Source organism: Herbaspirillum sp. SJZ099 (assembly GCF_007828355.1).
Classification (GTDB): Bacteria; Pseudomonadota; Gammaproteobacteria; order Burkholderiales; family Burkholderiaceae_D; genus Herbaspirillum.
In genome coordinates, this window is record NZ_VIUO01000009.1 from 92,035 (window position 1) to 106,565 (window position 14,531).

11 protein-coding genes are annotated in these 14,531 nt (G+C 65.2%); 6 read left to right on the forward strand and 5 right to left on the reverse strand.

The annotated features are described in order from the left end of the window. Positions 1-290: 290 nt before the first annotated feature. The 4 genes from FB597_RS17265 (at position 291) to glp (ending at position 6,772) form a co-directional block, all read left to right on the forward strand. Positions 291-3,428, forward strand: a complete 3,138-nt coding sequence (locus tag FB597_RS17265) for an Rne/Rng family ribonuclease (RefSeq protein WP_144770198.1) — start codon at positions 291-293, stop codon at positions 3,426-3,428. A gap of 283 nt (positions 3,429-3,711) precedes the next feature. Further along, positions 3,712-4,830, forward strand: a complete 1,119-nt coding sequence (gene moaA / locus FB597_RS17270; protein WP_144770199.1) for a GTP 3',8-cyclase MoaA — start codon at positions 3,712-3,714, stop codon at positions 4,828-4,830. Positions 4,831-4,865: 35 nt separating this feature from the next. Further along, on the forward strand, positions 4,866-5,480 hold the full coding sequence (gene mobA, locus FB597_RS17275) for a molybdenum cofactor guanylyltransferase MobA (RefSeq protein WP_141911256.1): 615 nt from the start codon (positions 4,866-4,868) through the stop codon (positions 5,478-5,480). Further along, positions 5,477-6,772 (forward strand): gephyrin-like molybdotransferase Glp, encoded by a 1,296-nt coding sequence (gene glp, locus FB597_RS17280; RefSeq protein ID WP_144770200.1) that lies wholly within the window; start codon positions 5,477-5,479, stop codon positions 6,770-6,772. Before mobA ends, glp begins: the two co-directional genes overlap by 4 nt. Positions 6,773-7,064: 292 nt before the next feature. On the opposite strand, the gene rmuC is transcribed toward glp, so the two are convergent. From rmuC to FB597_RS17305, 5 genes are all read right to left on the reverse strand, one after another. After that, a complete protein-coding gene (gene rmuC, locus FB597_RS17285; protein WP_186442809.1) occupies positions 7,065-8,540 on the reverse strand; it encodes a DNA recombination protein RmuC in 1,476 nt (491 codons plus the stop codon). 101 nt (positions 8,541-8,641) lie between these two features. Then, positions 8,642-9,043, reverse strand: coding sequence for a group II truncated hemoglobin (locus FB597_RS17290; protein WP_141911252.1), 402 nt, complete (start codon positions 9,041-9,043; stop codon positions 8,642-8,644). A gap of 102 nt (positions 9,044-9,145) precedes the next feature. Continuing rightward, positions 9,146-11,644: an ABC transporter permease gene (locus FB597_RS17295; RefSeq protein ID WP_144770201.1), complete on the reverse strand. Its 2,499-nt coding sequence runs from the start codon at positions 11,642-11,644 to the stop codon at positions 9,146-9,148. 106 nt (positions 11,645-11,750) lie between these two features. After that, positions 11,751-12,803 (reverse strand): NAD(P)-dependent alcohol dehydrogenase, encoded by a 1,053-nt coding sequence (locus tag FB597_RS17300; RefSeq protein ID WP_141911248.1) that lies wholly within the window; start codon positions 12,801-12,803, stop codon positions 11,751-11,753. A gap of 217 nt (positions 12,804-13,020) precedes the next feature. After that, positions 13,021-13,374 carry a hypothetical protein gene (locus tag FB597_RS17305; RefSeq protein WP_141911246.1) on the reverse strand — a complete coding sequence of 118 codons (354 nt, stop codon included), beginning with the start codon at positions 13,372-13,374 and terminating at the stop codon, positions 13,021-13,023. A 251-nt stretch (positions 13,375-13,625) separates the two neighbouring features. On the opposite strand from FB597_RS17305, the gene FB597_RS17310 reads away from it, so the two are divergent. After that, positions 13,626-14,027 (forward strand): lysozyme inhibitor LprI family protein, encoded by a 402-nt coding sequence (locus FB597_RS17310; protein ID WP_141911244.1) that lies wholly within the window; start codon positions 13,626-13,628, stop codon positions 14,025-14,027. Positions 14,028-14,202: 175 nt separating this feature from the next. Beyond that, a complete protein-coding gene (locus FB597_RS17315) occupies positions 14,203-14,496 on the forward strand; it encodes a PsiF family protein (protein WP_141911242.1) in 294 nt (97 codons plus the stop codon). The last annotated feature ends 35 nt before the right edge of the window (positions 14,497-14,531 follow it).

A 14,531-nucleotide genomic window follows, 5' to 3' on the forward strand; every position in this document is an offset into this window, starting at 1 on the left:
AACCCATATAAACATGAATCGTTTGGCTCCACAGACCAGCTTACCGTCCGCAGCAGACCGTGCGACCGCTTATTGCGGAACGCCGGGCGCGGATACGGCGCTGCCCGGCGTTCCCGTCCAGCGCATCCGCGCCCCGTTGTGCTTGAGTGCTTTATAAACTGCACTCCACACAGTAAGGCAATTCCCTCTCCCGATCACTTCCGTTCTCGCGTACATCCCCTGTACTTTTGGCGCCGACTCCGCAACCGGACGGCGCCATTTGAAGGATCTTCGGATCCCGGAGTGAAAACATGAAACGTATGTTGTTCAACGCTACGCAGCAGGAAGAGCTGCGCGTAGCCATCGTTGACGGTCAGAAACTGATCGACATCGATATCGAAACGACCGGACGCGAACAGCGCAAGTCCAACATCTACAAGGGTGTCATTACCCGCATCGAACCCTCGCTGGAAGCCTGCTTCGTCAACTACGGCGAAGAACGCCATGGTTTCCTGCCTTTCAAGGAAGTGGCCCGCACCTACTTCAAGGAAGGCGTCGATGTGCGCAACGCCACCATCAAGGAAGCGCTGCGCGAAGGCCAGGAAATCATCGTCCAGGTCGAAAAGGAAGAGCGCGGCAACAAGGGCGCGGCCCTGACCTCGTTCATCTCCCTGGCCGGCCGCTACCTGGTGCTCATGCCCAACAATCCGCGCGGCGGCGGCGTCTCGCGCCGGGTCGAAGGCGAAGACCGCCAGGAACTGCGCGAAACCATGGACAAGCTGGACCTGCCCGGCGGCATGTCCGTCATCGCCCGCACCGCAGGCATCGGCCGCAACGTCGACGAACTGCAGTGGGACCTGAACTACCTGATGCAACTGTGGCGCGCCATCGAAGGCGCCGGCCAATCGACATCGGGCGCCTTCCTGATCTACCAGGAATCCTCGCTGGTCATCCGCGCCATCCGCGACTACTTCCAGCCCGACATCGGCGAAATCCTGATCGACACCGACGACATCCACGACCAGGCCCAGCAGTTCATGGCCCACGTGATGCCGGACATGATCCACCGCGTCAAGCGCTACCGCGACGACGTGCCGCTGTTCTCGCGCTTCCAGATCGAACACCAGATCGAAACCGCCTACTCGCGCACCGTGCCACTGCCTTCCGGCGGCGCCATCGTGATCGACCACACCGAAGCCCTGGTCTCGGTGGACGTCAACTCGGCGCGCGCCACCCGCGGCAGCGACATCGAGACCACCGCGTTCAACACCAACCTTGAAGCGGCCGACGAAGTGGCCCGCCAGTTGCGCCTGCGCGACCTGGGCGGCCTGATCGTGATCGACTTCATCGACATGGAGAACAGCAAGAACCAGCGCGAAGTCGAAGGCCGCCTCAAAGACGCCCTGCACCATGACCGCGCCCGCGTCCAGATGGGCAAGATCTCGCGCTTCGGCCTGATGGAACTGTCGCGCCAGCGCCTGCGCCCGTCGCTGTCCGAAGGCAGCCACGTGACCTGCCCGCGCTGCAACGGCACCGGCCACATCCGCGATACCGAATCCTCCGCCCTGCAAGTCCTGCGCATCATCCAGGAAGAGGCGATGAAGGAAAACTCCGCCGCCATCCACGTGCAGGCGCCGGTCGACGTGGCCGCCTTCCTGTTGAACGAGAAGCGCGGCGAAATCCTGAAGATCGAAACGCGCCACCGCGTGACGGTCATCATGATCCCCAACAAGCACCTGGAAACCCCGCACTACAAGATGGAACGGATCAAGCACGACGATCCGCGCCTGGACGACGCCCAAGCCAGCTACGCCATGGCCGAGCAGGCCGACACCGACATCGGCTACAGCAAGCGCCAGAAGGAAGACCTCAAGCCGCGCCAGGAAGCCGTGGTCAAGGGCATCACCCCGGACCAGCCTGCCCCGATCGTCGAACGCAAGGCTCCCGAACCCGCGCCCGTGCCGCCGCCGACACTGGCGCCGGAAGCAGGCCTGCTGGGCAAGATCTTCAGCTTCTTCCGCAAGAAGCCTGTCGCCCCGGTCGCCGCTCCGGCCCCGGTCGAAGCCAAGGCGCCGGCCAAGCGCGAAGGCGATCGCAACAACCGCGACCGTAACGGCCGTAACCGCAACCGCAGCGAACGCGGCAATGAGCGTGGCAATGAACGCGGCGGCGAGCGCAATGCGCGCAACCGTGACGGCAACCAGGCTACTCCGGAGCTCAAGACCGGCGACGCCATCGAAGGCAAGCAGCAACGTTCGCCGCGTCCGCCGCGCGAAGGCCGTGAACCGCGCGAGCCGCGTGAGGCCCTGGCCCGTGAAGGCCTGGAAAACAAGGAAAATCGCCGCGAGCCGCGCGAAGCTCGTGAACCGCGTGAAGGCCGCGAAGGCCGTGAAGGTCGTGAGCAACGCAAACCGCGCCAGCCGCGTGAACCGCGCGCCCCGCGTGGCGAACGCAACAAGGAGGCCAAGTCCGAAGATGGCCTGCCGCTGGAAGCCGCACTGGCAGCCGGCGCCGCCACCGCGGGAGTGGCAGTCGCCGCCACAACGGCAGCGATCGCATCCGACGAGCAAGCCGTCCAGGTTGAAGGCACACAGGTCGAAGCCGGCGAAGGCGCGGAAGCCTCCGAAGGCGGCGCCGAACCGCGCCGTCGCCGCCGTCGTGGCGGCCGCAACCGTCATCGCCGCGAACGCGACGAAAACGGCAACGTGATTGAAGAAGGTTCGGAAGCAGGCAATGCCGACGCCGTTGAGAGCGCCGACAACGTCTCTGCCGCAGCAGTGATCGGCCAAGCCGACATCGCCGCTGGCGAAGCGGCCGATGCCGCCATCGCGCAAGCCTCCTTTGCAGCATCGCCGGTTCCGCCAGCGCCGCCGGTTGCAACGCCTGCCGTTGCCGTTGAAACATCTGCGGTTGCGGCACCTGCTGAAAGCGCAGCCACGGTTGAAAGCGGCGTGAATTCGGTGGAAGCCGTCGCCGCGGCAGCAGCCGAAGCGACCGAAGCGGTATTCGCACACAGCGAACCGATCGAGCCGCCGGCGCAATCCATCGACGCCAGCTTCGCTCCGGCGCCGGCCTTCGAACCGGTCCAGGCTCCCGCTGCCGTCCCGGCCGCATCGGAAGCGCCGCTGGAATTGGTGCAAGCCGCCGAACCCGCCAGCGCCCAGCCGGCGCCGCAGCCGATCAGCTTGCCGGATGCAGCCGTGGCAAGCGTGGCCGCACCGGTCCAGAAAGCCCCGGCGCAAGCCGCAGGCAATCCGGCACAGTGGGATTCGCTGAACCAGATGCTGTCCCAGGCCGGCCTGACCCTGGCCACGACCGACCCGGTCAAGCTGCAAGCCGCACAGGCAGCCGCGGCCAACTTCGTGACGCCGCCCCGTGTGCCGCGCGAACGCAAGCCGCTGCCGCCCCAGTCGACCGAACCTTTGGTCCAGGTTGAGACGCGCCGCTGATTGGCTTGAGCAGTGATGAAAAAGGGAGCTTCGGCTCCCTTTTTCTTTTATCGGAGGCGACGGGTTACAGTTGAGCACCCGTCAGGCAAATACAGTGGCGCCGGCGCCATGCTGCCAGGCAAGCGCCAGCATGCCGCCACGGCCGGCAAAGTCCCTTGCCGCATGGAAGCGCTGCCGCCCCATGTCTGCCCATGCCTGCGGGAAATAGCGAATATGCACAATTGTGCATCTACTCGGTGTTGCCAGCCGTGCTATCGTTACACATCTGTATCAGCCAGCCCGTATGAACAAGCGCGTCATTCCCATCGTTGATTATCGGCAAGCCGTGCCATTGAGCCTGGGGGCGGCCCTGTTGCCGGTTCCCGCGGAGCCCGTCGGCCTGCTGGCCGATGCATTGGGGCGGCCGCTGCACGATCTGCGCATCTCCGTGACGGATCGCTGCAACTTCCGTTGCGTCTATTGCATGCCCAAGGACGTATTCGACAAGCAATACCAGTTCCTGCCGCATTCCGCCCTGCTCACCTTCGAGGAAATCACCCGTGTGGCGCGCCAGTTCGTGGCGCATGGCGTGCACAAGATCCGCCTGACCGGCGGCGAGCCGCTGCTACGCAAGAACATCGAACGCCTGGTCGAGATGCTGGCCGCGTTGCGCACGCCCGAGGGACGCGAGATCGACCTCACGCTGACCACCAACGGCACCTTGCTCAAGCAGAAGGCCCAGGCCTTGAAGGATGCCGGCCTGAAGCGCGTGACCGTCTCGCTCGATTCGCTGGACGATGAAAACTTCCGCCGCATGAACGACGTCGACTTCCCGGTAGCGCGCGTGCTGGAAGGCATCGAGGCCGCGCATGTCGCCGGCCTGGGCCCGCTCAAGATCAACATGGTGGTCAAGAAAGGCCTGAACGACCACGAGATCCTGCCGATGGCGCGCCGTTTCAAGGGCACGTCCGCCATCCTGCGCTTCATCGAATACATGGACGTGGGCAGTTCCAACGGCTGGCGCATGGACCAGGTGGTGCCATCCGACGAGGTGGTGCGCCGCATCGCCGCCGAATTGCCGCTGGTCGAAGCCGATCCCAACTACACCGGCGAAACCGCCGAACGCTGGCGCTATGCCGACGGCAGCGGCGAAATCGGCGTCATCTCCAGCGTTACCCACGCCTTCTGCCAGGATTGCTCGCGCGCCCGGCTGTCCACCGAAGGCCGCGTCTACACCTGCCTGTTTGCCAGCGAAGGCCACGACCTGCGCGGCATCGTGCGCAACGGCGGCAGCGATGCCGAGCTCGCCGGCGCCATTGCCCGGCTGTGGCATCGGCGCGGCGACCGCTATTCCGAATTGCGCAGCGAGCAGCAAGACGCGCGCGCGCGGCGCAAGGTCGAAATGTCGTACATCGGCGGCTAAGCCTCGCCCCCCCCCCCCTTTCAACCAACCGCATCATGTCCGCCGTACCTGCCATCGTTGCCAGCCATATCACCGGCCTCGTCCTGGCCGGCGGGCGCGGCACGCGCATGGGCGGCGTCGACAAGGGCCTGCAAGAGCTGCACGGCAAACCGCTCGCCCAGCATGTGCTGGAACGGCTGGCGCCGCAGGTCTGCACCCTGGCGGTCAACGCCAACCGCTCACAGCAGCGCTATGCCGCCTTCGGTTATCCGATCTGGCACGACCTCGCCCCCGATTTCCCCGGCCCCCTGGCCGGCCTGCAATGCGGTCTCTCGCACTGCGCCACGCCGTTTCTGGCGACCGCCCCTTGCGATACTCCGCTCATCCCCTATGACCTGGTGGCGCGGCTGGCCGATGAACTGATCGCCAGCGGCGCCGATGCCGCCTTCGTCGTCACCGGAAAAGACGGCAGCAGGCAAGCCCATCCGGTATGCTCGCTGCTGAGGAAGTCGACCCTGCCCTCGCTCAACGCCTACCTCGCCGCCGGCGAACGCAAGATGGAATTCTGGTTCGCCACGCTGCAATGCGTGGAAGTTGACTTCCCCGACGAACGCGCCTTCTGCAATATCAACACCGGGCTGGAACTGCAGCGGCTCGAACAAGAACGATGACCCAGACTTCCCCGCACTCCCTCGACGACATCATCAGTTGCATCAGCGGCTACGATCCCAATGCCATGACGGTGACGCAAGCGCAAAGCGTCATCCATGATTTCATCCGCCCCATCGACGCGGTAGAAAAAGTCGCCATCCGCAGCGCCCTTGGCCGCGTGCTGGGGCAAGATATCGTCTCCCGCATCGACGTGCCCGCCCACGACAATTCGGCCATGGACGGCTACGCCATGCGCGGCGAAGATATCGCCGCGGGCAATGAGGTGCGCCTGGCAATCGCCGGCGCGGTGCATGCCGGCGCCAGCTTCGATGGCGAAGTGCTGCGCGGCCAATGCGTGCGCATCATGACCGGGGCGCCCATGCCTGCCGGTTGCGATACCGTGATCCCGCAGGAATTGACCGCCGATGCCGACCGGCACGGCGTCACCATCCCCGCCGGCCGCGTGCGCCCCGGCGACAACCGCCGCCTGCGCGGCGAAGACCTGGCCATCGGCACCGTGGCGCTGCCGCGCGGCCGGCAATTGCGCCCTTCCGACATCGGCCTGTTGGCCTCGCTCGGCATTGCCGAAGTGCCGGTGCAGCGCCGCCTGCGCGTGGCCTTCTTTTCCACCGGCGATGAATTGCGCTCGGTGGGCGAGCCGCTCGACCCGGGCTGCGTCTACGACTCCAACCGCTACACCCTGCACGGCATGCTCACGCGCCTGGGTTGCGACATCCTCGACCTGGGCGTGGTGGGCGACGACCCGGCCGCGCTGGAAGCCGCCTTCCGCAGCGCCTGCGAAGAAGCCGACGCGGTCATCACCTCCGGCGGCGTCTCGGTCGGCGCCGCGGACTACACCAAGCAGACCATGGCCAGCCTGGGCGACATGCTGTTCTGGAAAATCGGCATGCGTCCCGGCCGCCCGCTGGCCTTCGGCCGTATCGCCTCCAACGGCCGCGACGCCTACCTGTTCGGCCTGCCAGGCAATCCGGTGGCGGTGACAGTGAGTTTCTATTTCTTCGTGCGCGACGCCCTGCTGCGCCTGGCCGGCGCCGAAGCATCGCCGCTGCCGCGCCTGCGCGTGAGATCGGCCGGCGCCATCCGCAAGAAGACCGGCCGCACCGAATACCAGCGCGGCATTCTCGCGCCCGATGCACAAGGCGTATGGTCGGTCCGGCTCACCGGCACCCAGGGCTCGGGCATCCTGCGCTCGATGTCTGATGCCAATTGCATCATCGAGCTGGAACATGAGCGCGGCGATGTGGCAGCAGGGGAAGAAGTGTCGGTGGTGGTGTTTGACGGCCTGGTTTGATGCGCCTATGCAGTGCCAAGAATAGAAAAGGAACAGCAAACCGTAATGCCGTTCAGTTAAGGCCAATTCACAGAGTCCGTTCGGGCTGAGTAGGCCCGCCAGGGCCGTATCGAAGCCAGCGCGCCAGCATCAGCGGCCTCGCCTGCCCTTCGATACGCTGCTGCGCAGCTACTCAGGGCGAACGGCGTCTGGCCTCCACAAACCTCCACAAACAAAAATGCCGTTCAGCGCTTAACTGAACGGCATTAGACGGCAAGCCGTCCTTCTTCCCATCCGTTTTGCCATCCAGGCCTCAAACGCCTTCGGCGTCGTCCCCCAGATCCAGCTCTTCGGTTCCCAGCAATTTCTGCGCACTCTCCGACGGCAAGGCTTCGACCGACTTGAGCTTGCGCGTCATCTGGCGCGTGCGGGTTTCGGCCTGGTCGATGTTCCTGGCCGCGCGTTCCAGCGCAAGTTTGGTCGAGGCCAGCACATCGCCGAACTTGCCGAACTCGGTCTTGACCGCCCCCAGCACCTGCCACACTTCCGACGAGCGCTTCTCCAGCGCCAGCGTGCGGAAGCCCATCTGCAGGCTGTTGAGCAACGCCGACAAGGTCGATGGCCCGGCGATGGTGACGCGGTGCGTGCGCTGCAGGTCATCCGACAGGCCCGGACGGCGCATCACTTCCGCATACAGGCCTTCGGTCGGCAGGAACAGGATGGCGAAGTCGGTGGTCAGCGGCGGCGACAGGTATTTCTCGGCGATGGTCTTGGCTTCGCCGCGCACCGCGCGCTCCAGCTCCTTGCTGGCGGTCGCCACGCCGTCGGCATCGGCGCGCTCGGCCGCGTCCACCAGGCGCTCGTACTGCTCCTTCGGGAACTTGGCATCGATCGGCATCCATACCGGCGTCGCATCGTCCTTGGCGCCCGGCAGGCGGATGGCGAACTCCACCCGCTCGCCGCTGCCCGGCACGGTCTCGACGTTCTTGGCGTACTGGTCGGGGGTGAGCATCTGCTCCAGCAAAATCTCCAGCTGCACTTCGCCCCAGGTGCCGCGCGTCTTGACGTTGGTCAGCACGCGCTTCAGGTCGCCCACGCCGGTGGCCAGCTGCTGCATCTCGCCCAGGCCCTGGTGCACCTTGTCCAGGCGGTCGGACACCAGCTTGAACGACTCGCCCAGGCGCTGCTCCAGCGTGGCATGCAGTTTCTCGTCCACGGTCTTGCGCATCTCTTCCAGCTTTTGCGCGTTGTCATTCTGCAGATCCTTGATCTTGGACTCCAGCGTGGCGCGCACCTCGGCCATGCGCTGGGAGTTGGATTCGGTCAGCGCCGACAATTGCTGGTTCAGGGTATCGCCGAAGCGCTTCAAGGACAGCGCCTGTTCCTCGCGGTTGACCTGCGCCTGCTGCGTCAGCGACTGGCGCATGCCGTCGAGCTGCTGGGCATTGGTTTCGTTGAGCTTGACCAGTTGCTGGGCGAAGCCGTCGATCTGGTTGTTCTGCAGCGTCGCCACGCTGGAGATCTGCGTGGCCAGCGTCTGCTGCAACTGGGCGAAATTGGCGCCCAGCTCCTGCCGCGTGCTTTGCGCGCTGGCCTGCACCTGGCTACGCAGTTCGCGTTCGATGCGCTCGCCGGTATCTTGCTGGTGACGTTGCAGGTCCAGCTTGAGCTGCTGCAAGGCGGCCTCGGCGCCGTTATCGTCCTTGCGGCCGGAACGCAGCAGCACCAGGATTTGCAGCACGATGCCGACCGCCACCAGGCCGGCGAGTATCAGTTCAAAGGATGTCATGGAGCAAAAGAAATGGCGGCCCGCGCATCGCTGCCACAGGCCTTGGAAGAAAGATATGTCATGGTGCGCGATTGCGGCGCGCGGCGCAAGCGCAAGACGTTTTACTCCGCCTTGTTGCGCATCCAGTCGGCGGTCTGGTAAAAGGCCGCCAGCAGGCGCTTTTGCAATTCCTCCGGCAAGCCGACATCCTGCATCGCCCACGCCATGCAGCGCAGCCACTGGTCGCGTTCCGAGACGCCGATAGGAAAGGGCAAATGGCGCGCGCGCAGGCGCGGATGGCCGAACTGCTCGATGTACAGGTTGGGGCCGCCGGTCCAGCCGGACAGGAACATATAGGTCTTTTCGCGCGAGCCGTCCAACGAAGGCGGATGCAGCGCGCGGATACCGGCGAACTCCGGCTCCAGGTCCATCAGGTCGTAGAAACGGTCGACCATCTCGCGCAGTTTCCCTGCGCCGCCGATCAGGTCGAAAGTGGTCGGCTGATTGGGATCTTCGATTTGCATAAGACCGCCATGATACCGCAGCGCGCCCGCCACCGCTGGCCCGTATAGCCCTCTCAAAGCGGCGTGGCGGCGGCTTTCGGCGCTATCTTGACCTGGATCGGATCACGCCTCCCTCAGCGTCTGCAGCGGCGGGCGGCCCAGCACATGGCGCAGCCCGGCCCAGCCGCCGAGGGCCGAACACCCGGCGCCGATGGCCATGCCGGCAATCCATACCAGCGGGCTGAACGTCCAGTCGAAATTGAAGACGTAATGCGCCAGCGCCCAACCGATGGCGGCCGCGCCGCTGGCCGCCAGCAAACCCGCCACCGAACCCACCAGCAGCACCTCGATGCGTTGCGCCCGGGAAAGCTCGGCCCGCGTCGCGCCCAGCGCCCGCAGCAAGCCCGCCTCGCGCACGCGCTCGTCCTGCGAGCCGGCCAGCGCCGCGTACAGCACCAGCACACCGGAGCACAGCGTGAACAGGAACAGGAATTCGACCGCCGAAATCACCTGCCCCACCACCTCCTGGATCTGGCGCAGCACGTTGCCGATATCGACCACGGTCAGGTTCGGGAAATCGCGCGTGAGCGTATTGCCCAGCGCTTCCTGCGACGGCGCCAGATGGAAGGCGGTGATCCAGCTTTGCGGCGCATCGCGCATCGTTTGCGGGTTGATGATCACAAAGAAGTTCACCCGCAGCGAGCCCCATTCCAGCTTGCGCAGGCTGGTCACCGGCGCCTCCACCAGCTGGCCGGCGATATCGAACTGCAGCCGGTCCCCCAGCCGGATCCCCAAGGTCTGCGCCAGGCCGCGCTCGACCGAGGCTTCCGGCTTGCTGTCGTCGTACCAGTTGCCGGCCACGATGCTGTTGCCGGGCGGGATGTCCTTCATGGTCGAGAGGTTGAATTCGCGGTCGACCAGGCGCTTGGCGCGGTCTTCCTTGTAATCGGCCGCGCTGATCTGGCGGCCGTTGATCTGCACCAGGCGGCCGCGGATCATCGGATACAGCTGCGGCTGGGCGACCCCGCCCTGCTCCAGTGCGCCGGTCACCGCCGCGCGCTGGTCGGGCTGGATGTTGATCACGAAACGGTTGGGCGCATCCGGCGGCGTCGCTTGTTGCCAGGCGCCGACCAGGTCGCCGCGAATCACCGTCAACAGCAGCAAGGCCATCAAACCCAGTCCCAGCGCCACCACCTGCATCACGGCCGCCGCCGGGCGGCGCTGCAAGCCGTCGATGGCGAAGCGCCAGCTCTGGCTGTCGAACAGGCCGCGCAACCCACGCAAGGCGCGTAGGCACAGCCACGCCACCAGCGCAAACAGGCCGAAACCGCCGAGGAAACCGGCCACCGTCAACAAGCCCAGCTTGAGGTCTCCGGCCTGCCACAGCAGCAACCCGGAAAACACCAGCGTGCCCAGCACATAGGTCAGCACCGTCAGCGTCTGCGGCGTGCCCTGCTCGCGCCGGATCACGCGGTTGTGCGGCACGTTGCGCAGTTGCAGGATGGGCGGCAGCGCAAAGCCCACCAGCAACAGCAAGCCGGTGGCCATACCCTGCAGCGCCGGCTGCCAGCCGGCCGGCGGCAATGCGGTCGGCATGAAGCGGCCCAGCCATTGCAACAGCGCCAGATGCGCCGCATAGCCGAGCGCCACGCCGATGGCGCTGGCGGCCAGGCCGACCAGCACGAACTCGATCAGGTACAGCGCCGTGACTTCGTTCTGCGTCATGCCGAAACAGCGCAGCATGGCGCAGGCATCCAGATGGCGCATCATGAAACGGCGCGCCGCCATGGCCACCGCCAGCGCTGCCAGCATGGCCGACAACAATCCCACCAGCGACAGGAACTGCTCGGCGCGATCCAGCGTGGCGCGCATTTCAGGGCGGCCGTTCTCCAGCGATTCGATGCGCACGGCGCGCATCTTCTGCGCCTCGATCTGCCGCTCCACTTCCTGCTGGAAGGCCTTGACCGGCTCCGGCGCGCCCGCCAGCAGCAAGCGGTAGGTCACGCGCGACCCCACCTGCACCAGGTTGGTGGCGGCCAGGTCGCTGTCGGCCAGCATCACGCGCGGCGCGAAATTGACAAACGCGCTGCCGCGGTCGGGTTCCACCGAAATAATGCCGGCGATGCGGAAATCCTTGTCGCCCAGCCTCAGCATGCCACCCTCGCGCACATCCAGCGCGGACAATATCTGCGGATCGACCCAGACGGTGCCGGCCTGCGGAATGCCGGCGGCAACCCGGTCGGCGCCGTCCGCGCCGTGCAGCTTCAACTGCCCGCGCAACGGATAACCCGGCGTGACCGCCTTGATCGACGACAGTACCGAGCGCGCCTGCTCGCCGTTCCCGGCTTGCGCCATGCTGGGGAACACGACCGTCTGGGCCTGCGCCAGGCCACGCTCTTGCGCCTGCTGCAGCCATTGCGCCGGCATCGGCTGGTCGGCCGCGACCAGCAGGTCGGCGCCCAGCAACTGATGGGCGTCGCGCGTCATGCCCGCGCGCATGCGGTCGACAAAGAAGCCGACGGAAGACAGCGCCGCCACCGCGACGATCAATGCGATCAGCAGGAAGCGCAACTCGCCGGTGCGCCAGTCGCGCCGGGTCATGCGCAGTGCTTGTTCAAACATGCCGTGGTCAATTCCAGGTCGAAGTAAGGTCGATGAGACCCAAAACAATAAGGAAGCGGCCTGCCGCCACAAGGCCGGCAGGCCGCCGCTCCTTGGCTTGCGTCGTTCAGGCTGCCAGCGACGACATGTCGATCACGAAGCGGTACTTCACATCGCTCTTGAGCATGCGCTCGTAAGCCTGGTTGATGTCCTGGATCTTGATGATCTCGATGTCGGAGTGAATACCGTGCTCGGCGCAGAAATCCAGCATTTCCTGGGTTTCCTGGATGCCGCCGATGAGCGAACCGGCCAGGTGGCGGCGCTTGAAGATGAAGTTGGCCACCGAGGGCGACGGGTGCGGATGCTCCGGCAGGCCGACCAGCGTCATGGTGCCTTCGCGCTTCAACAGCACCATGAAGGCATCCAGATTGTGCGGCGCGGCCACGGTATTGAGGATGAAGTCGAAGCTGTTGGCATGCGCGGCCATCTGCGCCGCGTCCTTGGACACCACCACTTCATCGGCGCCCAGGCGCAGCGCGTCTTCCCGCTTGTCCGGCGAAGTGGTGAACAGCACCACGCGCGCGCCCATCGCATGCGCCAGCTTGACGCCCATGTGCCCCAGGCCGCCCAGGCCGACGATGCCGACCTTCTGGCCGGGGCCGACCTTCCAGTGGCGCAGCGGCGACCAGGTGGTGATGCCCGCGCACAAGAGCGGCGCGGCGCCGGCCGGGTCCAGCTTGTCGGAAACCGACAGCACGAACTTCTCGTTGACCACGATGTTGTTGGAGTAGCCGCCGTAGGTATAGCCGCCGCTGACCTTGTCCGGCGCGCTGTAGGTGCCGGTGAAGCCGTTCTCGCAATATTGCTCCAGGCCTTCGCCGCAGCTTGCGCAAGTCTGGCAGGAATCCACCATACAGCCGACGCCGGCGATCTGGCCGACCTTGAACCTGGTGACATGCGCGCCGACCTTGGCGACGCGGCCGACGATCTCGTGGCCCGGCACTACCGGGAAGGCAGTCCCCTTCCATTCGTCGCGCGCCATGTGCAGGTCGGAATGGCAAACGCCGCAGAACAGGATGTCGATCTGCACGTCGTGCGCTCCGACCTCGCGCCGCTCGAAGCTGAACGGCGCCAATGGGGAAGTTGCATTGTGTGCAGCGTAACCTTGCGATTTCAGCATGGGAAAGTCCTTTCGGAAACAGGAGGGAGGAAAATAGCCGTCCGCCGCAACCAGCGAAAACGGACAGGCCTGGCGTTCTGGTTTTCAGCGGCAAAACCGAAACGGCATTGCGCCGCCAGCCTGGGCCAAGAACAGGCCGTTGAACAGGCCATTGAAAACCTCGCTATGGTAATACGATGCCGCCGATCTTGCTGGCGGCGGGACAAGCGTGCGGCAATCAGCGCAGCCACAAGGCCGCCAGCCCCACGGCCAGCAATACGCAACCAGCCATCAGCGCCCGCGTGCGCCGCCGTACCGCATCGAGGGTGGCAACCAGTTGGGCGTTCTGTTCGGCCAGCGTGTTGATCAGCCGGCTCGCCTCCAGCTGTTCAGCTTCCAGTTGTTCGATGCGCGCGGCCAGTTGCGCGGTGTCGCCTGGCGCCAGCGGCGTGCCGTCGTGCGCGTCGGATTCCGACTTGGCGCGGCGCGTGCGCGACCAGAGATCGCGGGCGCCGCGCACAATCCCGGGCGTGGCTTGCACCACGTCTCCCCAGGGAATCAGTTTGAGGGCGGACATCCAGCTCAGTCCCATTGGCGGCACTCCTTTCAGCAATCAGAAACGGCTTGTTGCAATTGGCCGAGAACCTCGGCCCGGCCTGCTCTTCTAAGAACCAGTTTGCGCAGCGCACAGAAGAGCGCGGACAACAACTCACTAACACAAGCTAAGACAAGCAAAACCCGATTTTATCCCGTTGGACGCACATGCCCCCAACCGATGCCGTTCATTTCCTGCATGAACATGCCGGCCGTCCCCTGTGCGCCAGCCTTTCCGGAGAAATATTCATGACACCATCCATCCGCTTCGCCCTGCTGCTGGCCCTGCTGCCCTTGTGCGGCGCCAGCGCCGGCGCTTACGCACTGGATTGCAACAAGGCCGCCACCCAGGCCGACATGAACGGCTGTGCCGGCCAGGATCTCAGCCAGGCCGACGCCGAACTCAATGCAACCTATCTCGCCTACCGCGCCAAACTACGCCCGGCGCAGCAAAACCAGATCCGCGATGTGCAGTTGGCCTGGCTCAAGTATCGAGACCTTTCCTGCCGGTTCGAAAGTTCAAACGCGGCGGGCGGTTCCGCCGGCGGCATGGTGCTGCAGAATTGCCTGGCCGACAAGACGCGCCAGCGCACCAGGGAACTCCAGGCATTGTCCGGCTGCCCGGAAGGCGATCTTGCCTGCGTGCGTTGAGCGATACTGCCGCTAGGCAGGCGCAAGCTTTCATGCTGTAATGCCTTCGTCTGCGGACCGCTGGTCCATGCGGGCATCCCAAGGGCCGTTACCATTGGATCCATGAGCGCAAGCAGCCAGCCTCTCAGGTTCCGACGGGAACAGGCCCGAATCCACACTGTTCAGGGAGATTCCAATGAAAAAAATGCTGATCGCTATTACCTCTTTCGCACTGGCCACCCCGCTGCTGCTGGCTACCCCCGCCATGGCGGAGAATGCGCAACAAAGCAAGATGGCTGCCTGTAACAAGGACGCCACCGGCAAGAAAGGCGACGAACGCAAGGCCTTCATGAAGGATTGCCTGTCCAGCAAGCCCGCCCAACCCATGACGCAGCAAGACAAGATGAAGCAGTGCAATGCCGATGCCGCCGGCAAGAAGGGCGACGAGCGCAAGGCATTCATGTCTTCCTGCCTGAAAAAAGGCAAGTAAGCACCCGCCGACTGCCGTCGGCAATGCTGCAAACG

Excerpts from the sequence above, each read along its gene's own strand:
- FB597_RS17265 (WP_144770198.1), top strand. The coding sequence starts at position 291 with ATGAAACGTATGTTGTTCAACGCTACGCAGCAGGAAGAGCTGCGCGTA.
- moaA (WP_144770199.1), top strand. The coding sequence starts at position 3,712 with ATGAACAAGCGCGTCATTCCCATCGTTGATTATCGGCAAGCCGTGCCA.
- mobA (WP_141911256.1), top strand. The coding sequence starts at position 4,866 with ATGTCCGCCGTACCTGCCATCGTTGCCAGCCATATCACCGGCCTCGTC.
- glp (WP_144770200.1), top strand. The coding sequence starts at position 5,477 with ATGACCCAGACTTCCCCGCACTCCCTCGACGACATCATCAGTTGCATC.
- rmuC (WP_186442809.1), bottom strand. The coding sequence starts at position 8,540 with ATGACATCCTTTGAACTGATACTCGCCGGCCTGGTGGCGGTCGGCATC.
- FB597_RS17290 (WP_141911252.1), bottom strand. The coding sequence starts at position 9,043 with ATGCAAATCGAAGATCCCAATCAGCCGACCACTTTCGACCTGATCGGC.
- FB597_RS17295 (WP_144770201.1), bottom strand. The coding sequence starts at position 11,644 with ATGTTTGAACAAGCACTGCGCATGACCCGGCGCGACTGGCGCACCGGC.
- FB597_RS17300 (WP_141911248.1), bottom strand. The coding sequence starts at position 12,803 with ATGCTGAAATCGCAAGGTTACGCTGCACACAATGCAACTTCCCCATTG.
- FB597_RS17305 (WP_141911246.1), bottom strand. The coding sequence starts at position 13,374 with ATGGGACTGAGCTGGATGTCCGCCCTCAAACTGATTCCCTGGGGAGAC.
- FB597_RS17310 (WP_141911244.1), top strand. The coding sequence starts at position 13,626 with ATGACACCATCCATCCGCTTCGCCCTGCTGCTGGCCCTGCTGCCCTTG.
- FB597_RS17315 (WP_141911242.1), top strand. The coding sequence starts at position 14,203 with ATGAAAAAAATGCTGATCGCTATTACCTCTTTCGCACTGGCCACCCCG.